This is a genomic window from Aurantimonas sp. 22II-16-19i (assembly GCF_002088275.1).
GTDB lineage: Bacteria > Pseudomonadota > Alphaproteobacteria > Rhizobiales > Rhizobiaceae > Jiella.
Genome location: NZ_AQQS01000017.1, coordinates 24,982 through 38,426, shown reverse-complemented (window position 1 = coordinate 38,426; position 13,445 = coordinate 24,982). Strand labels below are relative to the sequence as shown.

Annotated in this window: 9 protein-coding genes; 3 read left to right on the top strand and 6 right to left on the bottom strand. The window is 66.3% G+C overall.

The annotated features are described in order from the left end of the window. Positions 1–685: 685 nt before the first annotated feature. The 5 genes from ATO4_RS14525 to ATO4_RS14505 form a co-directional block, all read right to left on the bottom strand. Positions 686–979, bottom strand: coding sequence for an HlyU family transcriptional regulator (locus ATO4_RS14525; RefSeq protein WP_083592255.1), 294 nt, complete (start codon positions 977–979; stop codon positions 686–688). Positions 980–1,288: 309 nt separating this feature from the next. Continuing rightward, positions 1,289–1,927, bottom strand: coding sequence for a Uma2 family endonuclease (locus ATO4_RS14520; RefSeq protein WP_083592254.1), 639 nt, complete (start codon positions 1,925–1,927; stop codon positions 1,289–1,291). Between the two features lie 31 nt (positions 1,928–1,958). Then, positions 1,959–3,935 carry an RNA polymerase sigma factor RpoD gene (gene rpoD / locus ATO4_RS14515; protein WP_083592253.1) on the bottom strand — a complete coding sequence of 659 codons (1,977 nt, stop codon included), beginning with the start codon at positions 3,933–3,935 and terminating at the stop codon, positions 1,959–1,961. Between the two features lie 334 nt (positions 3,936–4,269). Next, a complete protein-coding gene (gene dnaG / locus ATO4_RS14510) occupies positions 4,270–6,255 on the bottom strand; it encodes a DNA primase (RefSeq protein WP_083592252.1) in 1,986 nt (661 codons plus the stop codon). Positions 6,256–6,320: 65 nt separating this feature from the next. Then, positions 6,321–7,541 (bottom strand): cation:proton antiporter, encoded by a 1,221-nt coding sequence (locus tag ATO4_RS14505; protein WP_083592251.1) that lies wholly within the window; start codon positions 7,539–7,541, stop codon positions 6,321–6,323. Positions 7,542–7,765: 224 nt separating this feature from the next. On the opposite strand from ATO4_RS14505, the gene ATO4_RS14500 reads away from it, so the two are divergent. Together ATO4_RS14500 and ATO4_RS14495 are read left to right on the top strand one after the other, a co-directional pair. Next, complete coding sequence (locus ATO4_RS14500) at positions 7,766–8,128, top strand: CidA/LrgA family protein (protein ID WP_083592250.1); 363 nt, start codon at positions 7,766–7,768, stop codon at positions 8,126–8,128. Positions 8,129–8,133: 5 nt separating this feature from the next. Further along, entirely contained in the window at positions 8,134–8,856 is a 723-nt protein-coding gene (locus tag ATO4_RS14495) for an LrgB family protein (RefSeq protein WP_083592249.1), read from the top strand. Between the two features lie 186 nt (positions 8,857–9,042). Here the strand turns inward: ATO4_RS14495 and ATO4_RS14490 are convergent, their stop codons facing one another. After that, positions 9,043–10,920 carry a calcium-binding protein gene (locus ATO4_RS14490; protein WP_083592248.1) on the bottom strand — a complete coding sequence of 626 codons (1,878 nt, stop codon included), beginning with the start codon at positions 10,918–10,920 and terminating at the stop codon, positions 9,043–9,045. A gap of 664 nt (positions 10,921–11,584) precedes the next feature. Here ATO4_RS14490 and ATO4_RS14485 point away from each other — a divergent pair. After that, positions 11,585–13,432, top strand: coding sequence for a DUF2793 domain-containing protein (locus tag ATO4_RS14485; protein ID WP_083592247.1), 1,848 nt, complete (start codon positions 11,585–11,587; stop codon positions 13,430–13,432). The last annotated feature ends 13 nt before the right edge of the window (positions 13,433–13,445 follow it).

Sequence of the window (13,445 nt, the reverse complement as noted above, 5' to 3'; positions counted from 1 at the left end):
ATGGCCCGATGGTGTGTTGGTTCGATCGTGTGGAAGGGTCCGCCCGACCCTCTGGCATCGTGGCCCTGGGCGTCCTGGCCCTGGGAGTCGTGAGCCTGGGCGTGGTGGGCCCTGCTCTCGCGGCAGGAGGCGCAAGGCCTGCCTGCCGCTCGGCCGGCCACCGCCTCCGCGACCTGCCAGACGGTTCCTCCAGCCAGGTCCCTATAATTCGCCTTGTCAACACGTCCCTTCATCTCTGACGGTGGAGGGCTCGATGTTCTCCGGGCGGCCGTACAAGCCTTTATCGTATTCTGTCGACGGAAGCTTTGCCCATTCCCATGCGCTTCGAGATCTGGGATTGCGTCGGTCCGGCATCTTTAAGCCGGGAAACCTCCTCTACAGCCGCCGCTTGTCGGCTGACAGGCCGATAGTCGTCTGAGTTTATATCGATTTTCCAATGAGTTCCAGGGTTCGCTGACGTATCCTGCTTGATCCACCATTTCGTCCCTGTCCGGCGCGGAGACACGGGCCAGACGTTTGACGCAGCCATGGCTGCGACAATGCCCCGTCAACGAGCCCGGATCGTTCAGCGAGCCTGCGCCTCGCGTGATGCGGCTTGCGGGTCAGACATCTCCCGGTTGTCCGTCGGAGGTCGATGAGACCTGCCCTGCCGGATGCAGCCAGGGGGGACGCACCCCGCCGGGGCTCAATCGGTGAAGAGCGCCTCGCCCTGCTCGTCGATGACCTGGCGGGCCTTGCGGAGCGCGAACTGCGTCGCCTCCTCCCTGGATGAGAACATGTCGGCGCGGATCATCCGGTGGGTCCTCACCGTGCCGCCGACCTCCTTCTCGATCAGCGCTGCAAGGCGGAACTGGCCGCCTTCCTGCATCGGGGTCGCCTTGATGGTGAACCCGGCATGGTCGAGGGTTTCCGTGACCTGCGGGCCGGCGGCGGCGGGAGCGCCCTTCGATCCGCCAAAGAGCTTCTTCAGAAACGACATTCGATCTCCTCGTCTCGGCCTCGCATCAGAGGCTACAACGGCCTGCGACGGGTCCGCCGGCAGGCAGGCGCCCCGCTTTGGACGATCTCCTGCCATGGGCGCCGCCCTCGCGGCAATGCGCCCGGCGCAGATCGGGCTGCCGGCACGTGGCGGAAGGCCGGTGCGCCCGGCCGGATAGCGCTCGCAAGCAGCGGCGCGCCGTCTCACAGACCGGACCCGCGCAGGATGGTCCGAAGCACCCGGACTCCGCAGCGAGCTTGGCGCAGACCGACCGCGCTCATCGGGCCGAAGCTGTCGCCCGCGAAACGATCAGGCGAAGTCGGCGAGACGGATAACGAGGCTGCGGACGGCGTCCGGCGACAGGGCCGCGTCGGTGTCCTGGTCGATCACGCGGCGGTATCCCGTCGGCGTCGGTTCGCGGAAGACCCGCGTCTGCAGCCTGACGGCGTCGACGACCCAGAGTTCGCGGAGACCGAAGGCCGCATAGATCGCAGCCTTGCGGCCGCGGTCGTAGGCGAGGCTGGAATCGCCGACCTCGATGGCGAGAAGGCAGGTCGCGCCGTTCAGCCCTTCGAGGCCGTCGGCCTTGTCGTAGAGGGCGAAGTCCGGCTCCAGAAACGTGTCCTCGGAGAGCCGGAAGGTCGTCTCGGGGGTAAAGGCGAGATGATCCGGCAGCTTGCGCGCCAGTTCCATCATGAGAAACGTCTTGAGCCGCTCGTGACGGATCCCCTTGGCCGACATCGGAACAAGCTCCCCGCCGATGAGTTCGACGCGCTCGTCCTCTTCCATGATCCCGGCAACGACCATCGCCTCGATTTCGGCGACGGTGAACCGCCGGCGGCGCAGTCCTTCCGCCGCCTGGGTGGTCAGGGGGACGGGGCCGTCGAACGTCTGCGCCAGCAGATCGTGGTGGTCTTGGTGTTGGTGATGGTCCTTCAGCGCGCTCATGCCATCAAGATAGCACGAGCGCGCCAGAAGGTCAGCTGTCGAGGAAGCTGCGCAGCTTGCGCGAGCGTGACGGGTGCTTCAGCTTGCGGAGCGCCTTCGCCTCGATCTGGCGGATCCGCTCGCGCGTCACCGAGAACTGCTGGCCGACCTCCTCGAGGGTGTGGTCGGTGTTCATGCCGATGCCGAAGCGCATGCGCAGGACGCGCTCCTCGCGGGGCGTGAGCGAGGCGAGGACGCGGGTCGTCGTCTCGCGCAGATTGCCCTGGATGGCCGCGTCGATCGGCAGGATGGCGTTCTTGTCCTCGATGAAGTCGCCGAGGTGGGAATCCTCCTCGTCGCCGACCGGCGTTTCGAGGGAGATCGGCTCCTTGGCGATCTTCAGGACCTTGCGGACCTTCTCCAGCGGCATCGCCAGCTTCTCGGCCAGCTCCTCCGGCGTCGGCTCGCGGCCGATCTCGTGGAGCATCTGGCGCGAGGTGCGGACGATCTTGTTGATCGTCTCGATCATGTGCACCGGGATGCGGATGGTGCGGGCCTGATCGGCTATCGAACGGGTGATCGCCTGGCGGATCCACCAGGTCGCATAGGTCGAGAACTTGTAGCCGCGGCGATACTCGAACTTGTCGACCGCCTTCATCAGGCCGATGTTGCCCTCCTGGATGAGATCCAGGAACTGCAGGCCACGATTGGTGTATTTCTTGGCGATCGAGATGACGAGCCTCAGGTTCGCCTCGACCATCTCCTTCTTGGCCTGGCGCGCCTCGGCCTCGCCCTTCTTGACCATCTGGACGATACGGCGGAACTCGATGATCTCGAGGCCGGTTTCGGTGGCCAGATTCTGGATCTCCTGGCGAAGATTCTTGATCCCGTCCTTCTCGTTCTGGACGAATTTCAGCCAGCCCTTGCCGGACAGATTGGCGACGTGGCGGGTCCAGTTCGGATCGAGCTCCGAGCCCTGATACTCGCGCAGGAACTCCTCGCGCTTGACGCCGTGGGATTCGGCGAGGCGCAGCAGCCGGCCCTCGTTGCCGACGAGCCGCTTGTTGATGTCGTAGAGCTGGGCGACCAGGGCGTCGATGCGGTTCTGGTTGAGCGACAGGCTCTTCACCGCGCCGACGAGGTCTTCCTTCAGCTTCTTGTAGGATCGCTCCTGGCTCGGCGACAGCGTCCCTTGCGCGGCGAGACGGTTCTCGACCTGCTGGTCCTGCAGCTTGCGCAGCCGCCGGTAGCCCTCGGCGATCTGGTCGAACATCTCCATGACCTGGGGCTTGATCTCGGCTTCCATCGCGGCAAGCGACAGGCTGTTCTCGAGATCGTCCTCGTCGTCTTCGTCGTCACCGGGCTGGGCCTCGCCGTTGAGACCGGCGCCCGCCTCGGCCACGGGGGCGGCGCCCTCGACGGGGGGAGCGGCCGGGGCCTTCGCCTCCGGTCCGGCATAGGTCGCCTCGAGATCGACGATCTCGCGCAACATGATGTTGCCTTCGTTCAGCTCGTCGCGCCAGATGATGATCGCCTGGAAGGTCAGCGGGCTCTCGCAGAGCCCGGCGATCATCGTCTCGCGCCCGGCCTCGATGCGCTTGGCGATGGCGATCTCGCCCTCGCGCGACAGAAGCTCGACCGATCCCATCTCGCGCAGATACATGCGCACCGGATCGTCGGTGCGGTCACCCGCCTCGCGCTTCGGCGCCGTCGCGACCTGGGTCGAGCCGGTTTCGGCGACCTCGGTCGGCTCCTTTTCTTCGGTCTCTTCCTCGCCGCCCTCTTCGTCGTCCTCGACGACGTTGATGCCCATGTCGTTGAGCATGGCCATCATGTCCTCGATCTGCTCCGACGTCACGTCGTCGGAGAGCATCGAGTTGAGCTTGTCCATGGTCACGAAGCCGCGCTTCTTGGCGGCCTTGATCATTTTCTTGACGGCGTCGTCCGAAAGGTCGAGCAGCGGTCCATCCGGCGTATTGTCGTTACGCTCCTCGACGGCTGCTTCGCTTTCCTTGGCCTTTGTCGCCATACGTTTCATTCTCCAGTTCGCATGCCCGTCGGGCGGGCCCTTGCAAATCAAGGGCGGGCGCCACGCTGCGACCCGCAAGGCCACCATATGCAGCATCTGCCGTTAAAGACGGCTTAACCATAACTCGACCGCGTCCGGCACCGTACCTCGTCGGCATTGCCGGAAGGCGCATTAAAGAAGGCGCAGATGCGAAATCTTTCAAGCTTCGGATCAGGATGGTTCGCCCTCTCGACCGAACCCATATGTTCTGTCAAGCTCCCCGGCGCAATGGCTGACGGCAGTGCGCGAGGGTACGGCCGGTTTCCAAGATCCGAGAAAGTTCCAGATGAGGCCCTCAAATGGCCTTCATGGGGCGTCCTGACAAGAGGCCGAACCCCTCGATCAGCGCTTCGGTCCCGTCCACCCGTTCGATTTCGCTCTTGATCTCCATCACATGGGCATAGCTCGCCTCGGTGGGTTCCCGTCCCAGGGCCTCCTCGGCGAGCTTCAGCTCTCGCCTGAGCGCCAGGAACCGGTGCTGCAGGTGCAGCATCTGCCGGAGCGCCTCGCGCGCATCCTCGAAGGCGGCCTCCGCGAGCACTGGCCAGAGCCGGATGGCCTTCAGCTTTGCTTCGAAGCTCTCGAACAGATCGGCCGTGCCGTGCCGGCCGAGTTCCAGAAGGAGCGCGTCGCGGTCCCTGGGGGAATTCGCCGCATGGACGTCGAGGACGGAGGAGCGCAGCCGGGCGAGATCGCCATTCGGCAGGTCGAGCGAGGCGAAGACCTCGAACTCCTCCTCCATCAGCAGCGGATGGTTGACGAAGCCGACGACGATGGCGATCTCGCGCAGGGATGCCGCCGGCAGGTTCGCGGAGGAGGCCAGCCGGGATCGCGCCAGACGATCGGAGATCGCCGCCCGGCCGGGCTGCCCCCTGCCCTTGCCGCCGTCGCGCCTGCCGTAGCCCGCGCCCTGTCCCTGTCCCTGTCCCTGTCCCTGACGGTAGCCACCCGGCTTGCCCTGCCATCCCTCGCGCTGGCCGCGGCCGCCCGAGACGCCGGATCCGAAGAAGGCCGACAGCCTCGCCTTGGCGTCGTCGAGATAGTGCCGGCGCACCGCTTCGTCGCCGATCGTGCGGAACAGGCCCTTCAGCCGGTGCTCGAGTTCGGCGCGGCGCTCGGGCGTGTCGAAACTGCCGCCCTGGGTCTCGCGCATCCAGACGAGGTCGGCGAGCGGCCGGGCGCCGGACAGGACCTGCGAGAACGCCTCCGGACCACCCTCGCGGACGAGATCGTCCGGATCCTTGCCCTCCGGCAGGAGGGCGAACCGCAGCGAACGTCCGGGCTTCAGGAGCGGCAAGGCGAGTTCGGCGGCGCGGTTCGCCGCCTTCAGCCCCGCCGCGTCGCCGTCGAAGCAGAGGAGCGGCTCGCCCGCGGTGCGCCAGAGGAGTTCCAGCTGGCGCTCGGTCATCGCCGTCCCGAGCGGCGCCACGGCATGGGCGAAGCCCGCCTGCGCCAGCATGATGACGTCCATGTAGCCTTCGACGAGGATCAGCGTCCCCGCCTCGCGCGCCGCCCGCCGCGCCTTGGCGAGGTTGAACAGCATCTCGCCCTTGTGGAAGACCTCGGTCTCCGGCGAGTTGAGGTACTTCGCCTGGGCGTCCGCCGCCATCGCCCGCCCGCCGAAGGCGACGGTCTTCTCGCCGGCATCGTGGATCGGAAACATGATCCGGTCGCGAAACCGGTCGTAGGAGACGGCGATCCCCTCGCCATGGACGACGAGGCCGGCGCCCTCGATCTCGTCCCGGCCGAGCCCCTTGCCGGCGAGATGCTCCTTCAGGCGGTTGCGCGAGTTCGGCGCATAGCCGAGGCCGAAGGCGGCTTGCGTCCGCGGATCCATCCCCCGGTCTCGAAGATAGGCCCGCGCCTTCGCCCCGTCGCTCTCGTGCAACTGCTGGCGAAAGAAAGCCGCCGCCTCGGCCAGGGCATCGAGGATGGTGCCCCGCTTGGCCTCGCGCGCCTCGGCGGCCGGATCGCGCTCCGGCATGGCGACGCCCGCCTCGCCGGCGAGCCGTTCGACGGCTTCGGGAAACGACAGGCCCTCGAGCTCGGTCAGGAAGCGGAAGTGGTCGCCGGACACGCCGCAGCCGAAGCAGTGATAGCGGCCCTTGGCATCCTCGCAGTGGAAGGACGGCGTCTTCTCGCCGTGGAACGGACAGCAGGCCCAGTAGTCGCCGCGGCCGGGCTGCGACTTGCGGCGGTCCCAGGTCACCCGGCGGCCGATCACCTCGGATATCGGCACGCGGTCTCTGATCTCGTCGAGGAAGGAAGGTGGAAAGCGCATGCCGCCCTCTTAGCCCGAAAGCGCTCCGCATCCTATAGGTGCCGCCCCCCTGCACGGATCGCCGCTCAGGCCGAATCCCGGCGTTCCCCGACGCAGTACTTCACGGCGATGTCCGCGGTCATTCCGAAGAAGAAGACCGAGGAGAGGATGGTCAGACCGATCACGCTGATGAGGTAGGAGGCCTCCTGCGGCGAAAGAAGCGGAACCGCGAGGCTGGCGTAATAGAGCGAAGCGATCCCGCGGATGCCGAAGAAGCCGACGGTCTTGCGCGTCGCAAGTGTATGACGCGAACCAAGGAAGCCCAGAAGCGTGGCGAGCGGCCGGGCGACGATGAGTGCGATCGCGGCGAAGACGCACTCCCGCCAGCCGATGCCGGACAGGAGACCCTGCCAGACCGCCGCACCGAGCACGGCGAGGATCATGACCATCAGCACCTTCTCGAGTTCCTCGGAGGCGTGGTTCAGGCGCCGGCTGTAGGCGTAGCTCGGGACGAGGTTGCGAATGGCGACGGCCAGCGCGAACACCGCGACGAAGCCGTTGGCGCAAACGAGCTCGGCGATGCCGTAGGCGAGCAGGCCGAGGCCGACGGCGGCGATGCCGCTGTTCGAGCTGCGCAGCTTGAGCGGTTCGGGGAACTGGTCGTTGAGCAGCACCAGCGCGCCAGCGAGGACGGCCCCCGTCAAGGCGCCGCCAGCGACGTTCCAGATGAGGCTGACCAGTGCCCAGCGCGTCCACTCGCCGGCATCGAAGCTCCCCGCGGCAAGACCGAGGCCGAGGATCACGAAGGGATAGGCGAGCCCGTCGTTCAGCCCCGCCTCGGAGGTCAATGCGAACCGGCTCTCGTCGTCGTCTCCCGTTCCGGGCTCGTCGGTCTGGACGCTTGCCGCGAGGACCGGATCGGTGGGCGCGAGAGCGCTGGCAAGGAATATGGCGAGCCCCGCCGACAGGCCGAGCAGCCACATCGCCGAGAACGCGATGGCCGCGATCGAAAGCGGCATGACCAGAAGAAGCAGCCGCCAGGTGCTCGTCCAGCCGCGAAACGAGAATCGGCGGTCGATCTTGAGGCCCGCCCCGATCACGGCGACGATCAGGGCGAACTGGGTGATGGTCTCCACCGCGTCGCTGTAGCGCATCAACGGCTGGTCGCCCCCCACGGAGGGAAGCGCCACACCGGCACCGACGGCGATCATCGGCAGAGAGAGCGGCACGCCGCGAAGAAACAGCGGGAGCCAGACCGCCAGAATCACCAGAACACCGCCGACCATGATCGTCAGGGCAGGCGTCATCTCGCCATCACGGAGGAACCTCGGCTGTCCATGCCCGGGACAATGTTGACGCACGCGGCGCGGCGGCAATAAGCGGGCGGGCACAATCCTCTTCGCCAGCTATGATCCCGCGACTTGCCACATGCGGGGAGTCGGCGGCATCGATCCTGCCGCGGTGGAGGAACCGCCGATGGCCGCTGGGTGCTTCCGGCGGCCGACAATGCCGGCCCTGACGAGAGATCCCGATGCTTCAAGCCCTCACCGCCATCCTCCTCTGCCAGCTCGCCGGCGAGGCGATTTCCGCCGCGAGCGGGTTGCCGCTGCCCGGCCCGGTCATCGGCATGGTGATCTTGTTCGCCGTCCTCGCGGCGCGCAAAGGCGTCCCGAAGGACGTCGGCACGGTGGCGGACACGCTGCTGTCCAATCTCTCGCTGCTCTTCGTGCCGGCCGGCGTCGGCATCATGCAGCATGCGGCAAGGCTGGAGGACGAGGCTCTACCGGTCATTGCCGCCCTCGTCGTCTCGACCCTCGTGACGATCGCGGTGACGGCTTTCGTCATGCATCGGATGGGCCCCGCGCGCCGCGGCAACTCCGGCGCGGAAGGGTGAGCGACATGCTGCCGGCAACGATCTCCGACATCTGGGTCTATCTCTCGGCGAGCCCGCTGCTGGCGCTGACGATGACCCTCGTCGTCTATCAGGGCGCACAATGGCTCTACCAGCGGGCCGGACGACCGGCGTTGCTCAACCCGGTGCTCGTCGCCGTCATCTGCCTCGTTGCCATCCTCGTGGCGACGGGCACCAGCTACCAGACTTATTTCGAGGGCGCGCAGTTCATCCATTTCCTGCTCGGGCCGGCCACGGTCGCCCTGGCGATCCCGCTCTACCGGCAGTTCGACAAGGTCAGGCGGAGCGCCCTCGCCCTCATCGTCAGCCTCCTCCTCGGATCGCTGGCGGCCATGGGGACGGCGCTGGCGATCGGCTACGTCATGGGGCTCGATCACGTCAGCCTGGTTTCGCTGGCCCCGAAATCGGTGACGGCGCCCGTCGCCATGGGCATTGCCGACAAGCTCGGCGGCCTGCCGTCGCTGACGGCGGTCTTCGTCATCGTGACGGGGATCCTCGGCGGCGCGCTCGGCCCGTTGCTGCTCGACAGGCTGAAGATCGGTGATCCGGCAGCCCGCGGCTTTGCCCTCGGCACCGCATCCCACGGCATCGGCACGGCGCGGGCGCTCCAGGAAAGCGAGGTCGCCGGGGCCTTTTCCGGCCTCGCCATGGGGCTGAACGCGCTGGCGACGGCGATCCTCTTGCCGCTGATCTGGTCGCTGCTCTCCTGAGACACTCTCCGTTCGACCGGACCGGACAATCTGCGGCGCCCCCGAGGCGAGCCGACTGGAAGTTCGAAATCCAAAGGTGGCTCACTGGACGTCGTATGAGGTCCACATCCAGGCGCCCGACACGGCGAAGCGGACCTGCCACCGGCAGATCCGCTTCGTCTCTGGTTCCGCGCAGTGCGCCGTTCGTCAGAAGATGAAGTCGTTGACGTCGAGATCGGCGAGGTTGACGTTGAGGAGCGTGATGGTGTCGGTCCCGTCGGTGATCACCGCATTGGCACCCACCTGGGTCAGGTGGTTGAGCTGCAGATCGGTGAAGTTGACGATGGCGGTGACGCCGGCGAGGTTGATCCGCTCGGAATTGTTGAACTCGTCGAAGTCGGTGATCGTGTCGTTGCCGAAACCGTCGACGAAGACGAAGGTGTCGGCGTTGAAGTCGCCGGTCAGGGTGTCGTTGCCCGAACCGCCGTTGATCGTGTCGAAGCCGGCAAATCCACGGATCGTGTCATCGCCGGAGTCGCCGGAGAGAGTGTTGTTGCCGGTACCGCCGTTGATCGTGTCATTGCCGCCTCTGCCGTCGATGACGGTGGTGTTGACGGCTCCCGTGATGGAATCATTGCCAGCGCCACCGACGAAGACCTCGAATCCAACGAGCCGATCGGCACCGATCTCCGCGCTGTAGGCGAATTCGTAGCCGAGATTGGCCTGGATACCCAGAGCCGCACTGACATACGTCGCCGTATCAACGCCGGCACCGCCACTATAGAAATCGTTGGCGGAGTCACTGTCAGCGATGATCCGGTCGTTCCCTTCGTCGCCATAGAGGAAGTCGTTGCCGAGGCCGCCGGCGAGATCGTCGTTCTCGGTGCCGCCATAGAGCGTGTCGGAATTGTCGCCGCCGAAGAGGTCGTCGTTGCCCGCGTCACCATAGACGGCGCCGTCGACCTGGCTGTCGCCGGAGCCGTCATAGAGGTCTTCACCGAGGCCCAGATTGACGTCGCCGCCGATGGTTCCGCCGTTCTCGACGATGTCGAAGGCATCGGACATCTGGACGCTATTGGTGATGAGGCCGAAATTGGAGATCTCGGCCATGGTGTCGCCGAGTATCTGGATGGACAGGTTATCGTTCAGTGACGAGATCGTACCGGAGTTGGTGATGTAGGTCGTATTCAGCGAACCCACGACGTTTTCTACGACATAGATGCCGCCGGCGCCGCTCGAGGCGATCGTTCCGGTATTGTTGATGTCGACGGCGACGCCACTGGCGTAAATGCCGTATCCCTCGGTTGCGGAAAGCGTGCCGGTGTTCACGATGTTCGAGGTGCCGACGCCGTCCGAGAGTTGGATGGCGGTAGCGTAGGCGGAGATCAGCCCGTTGTTCTCGATCGACGTGCCGTTGCCGGTCGAGATGAAGACGGCATTGGAGTTCGACGATTGGATCGAGCCGTCGTTGAAGATGTAGGCGGGAATGGAAGAGCTTACATTCGTGTTCGGGGTGAGCGAGATCGCGGTCGAACGCGCCTGGATCGACCCTGAATTGGTCAGCTCGAACTGCGTCGCCGAGATCTCGAAGGCCGACTCCAGCAGACTGACGATCGAGGCGCCGTAACCGTTCGATGCATAGACAGAACCGCCGGAATTGACGTCGAGTGCGTCACCCGAGGCCGAGACCGTACCGGTATTGAGGAATTCGGTCGAGGCGGCGCTGCCGTTGGCACTGGTGACCGAGACGCCGTCGACGTCGCCTTGGACCGTTCCTGCGTTGGTGAACTCGAGGGTCGACGTCAGGCCGTCGATGTCGAGCGCCGTGCTGTTGGTACTGATCACATTGCCGAGGCTGCCGATGGTGAACTGCAGGAACGAATTGTCGAGCGCCGAAAGCGCGTCCTGGCCGCCGAGGCCGACGAGACCGCCGAGAATGGCGATCTGGTTGGAGCCGCCCGTCGTCGTGATCGGCGCGGAGGCGGCGAAGGTCGTGAGGGTGGAATCCTGGGTTACGAGGAGGTCGTCGCCCGCAGCGAGGGTCTGTGCGGTCGACGAGTCGGTGGAAATGAGGACGTCTGCCATTTTTCTAGCCTTTCGATGGCTGGATCAGGCGCCGGACGATCGGGGGCTGACTTCGAAGCCGCGAATGCCTCATTGACGTCCCCTGCCGACCCTGGACGGGGCAGCCGGCGTCGCTGGAACATGCAATCCGGAGTTGCGGACATAGCCGCGATGGCACCCCGCGCAAATGCGTCGGGATACCTTCGAAGAATGCTACGATGTCTGGCGAATTCCTGAGTACAGCGCTGCCCGCGCACCGCTGCGCCGGTTACCACTTAGCCCCGGCCCTCAATTACGCAAAGTCAGCATAAGCGTCAATCGGGCTTTCCATCATCTGTTCTTCTGTATTGGTTGAAATCATTTCGAAAAACGGACACCGCCAGAATAAACACGAAAAATTTACCCTGGCATCCCAAGATAAGCAATGCTCAAGGGAATGCGCGACTGCGAAGCTTGGCGCGATCCGGCCGCGGCCTCGTCGTCCTGGGCCGGTCGAGCGCCGATGCCGGCGCCCCGGCATCAGCCGGCACGGAGATATCCCCTCCCCTGCCGTGATCTCCGGGACAGTCGCACCCGGCCCGGATCCGGCCGTCGGCCCTCGGACGAAGACGGATCGGCGGCAAAGATATCCCCGGGAGCCGGCGATCGGCGATCCTCGCCGCAACCGCGATGAGGAGCCGACACCATGCCAGATACGACCGACCGCCTCGCTTTGCCCTACATCCTCGCCGAGCAGGCGCAGAAGCACGTCAGCCACAACGAGGCGCTGGTCCGGCTGGACGCTCTCGTCCATCTCGCCGTCGCCGACCGCGACCGCAGCGAACCGCCCGCCGAGTCCGGGGGCGGCGACAGGCACCTCGTTGCAGCTGGGGCGTCCGGCGCATGGGCCGGGCGTGCCGGCTCCGTGGCGGTCTGGCAGGATGGCGCCTGGATGTTTCTGGAGCCGCAGGCCGGCTGGCGCGCCTGGTGCGCCGCGGAGGCCGTCCTTCTGGTTCACGATGGAACCGGCTGGACTCCCGCCGGCCTCAGCGCCGCAGACCTCGCCGACGGCTCGCTCGCGCGCCTCGGCATCAACACGCCGGCCGACGAGGTCAACCGCCTGGCAGTCAAAACCTCCGCCGTTCTCATCAGCCACGACGACCTCTCGGGCAGCGGCAATGGCAGCGTGCTCGGCATATTCAACAAGGCGTCCGGCGAGGCGGACGCCGGCTTGAGCTTCGAGGTCGACTGGAGCACGCGGGCGCTTCTCGGTCTCTTCGGCAGCGAGGATTTCCGCATCAAGGTCTCTCCCGATGGCGGCACCTTCAACGACGCCCTGGTCGTCGACGGGGATACGGGCCGGATCGGCATCGGCACGGGCAGCCCCATGACGTCCCTGTCGATCGCGGGAACCGGCGGTGCCAACGGCGTGTCGATCGAAGACACGGCCGCCGCCTCGGCGAGCGGCCGCTGGAACGCCACCTCCTTCTTCGATGGCGTCTCCGGCGCCAACAACCTGCGCCTCGTCAATGCCGGCGCAGGGTTCGGCACCGGCGGCACCATCGCCGAATTCCGCAAGACCTCCGCCGGAGCGCCGCGCATCGGCTTCTGCGGCCTGGCCGACGACGGGGCACTGGCTGCCGTCACCAACAATCTGAACGCGGCCGCAGCCAACGGCATCAAGAGCGTCAACACGGCCCTGTCGCCGGGCAGCTACGCCACCTTCCTCTCCAGCGTCTCGGCGACGACGGGCCAGCGCATGTTCTCCGGCCGCGGCAACGACGCCGAGACCTTCTACGTCATGGGAGACGGCTCGGCCTATTTCGCCGGCAAGCTGGGCATCGGAACCGCTCCCGCCGGCGAGGCGATCCGGGCGAATGGCGCGATCGTCCACGCCGCCGACAATCTCCACGCCTTCGGCTCGGCCTCGCTCCGGGCCGCGGCGGTCTACGCCGCGACCGGCACGATCAACACCTCCGACGCCACACAGAAGCGTCTTCGCGGCGAGCCCGACGACGCCGAAATGCGGGCATGGTCGCGGGTCAGGCCGAAGATCTTCCAGTGGAACGACGCGATCGCCGCGAAAGGCGAGGACGGCGCGCGGCTCCACGCCGGCTACGTCGCCCAGGAGGTCGCCGAGGCCTTCGCCGCCGAGGGCCTCGACCCGGCGCGCTACGGCCTCTTCTGCGTCGACGAGGTCACTGAAGTTCGCGCCGTCGAGAAGAGCCGCCGCGTCACCCGGCCGCTCACCCGCCAGGTCGTGCGGCGACGACAGGACATCGCGGTCCGCGACGACGAGCCCGTCCTGATCGTCGTCGAGGAGACGGTGGACGAGCCGGTGATGCGCCAGGCCGTGGTCCGCGACGAAACCGGCGAGCTTGTCCTCGACGATGCCGGCCTGCCGCTTACCCATCCCGTGCCGGAGATGGAGACGGTCGACCTCACCGACATCGTCCATGAGGAGGTGAAGACCGGGAAGACGCGCTTCGGGCTTCGCTACGACCAGTGCCTCGTTCTCGAACTGGCTTATCTCCGCCGGCAGCGCATGGGTTGAGCCGCGACGGCAA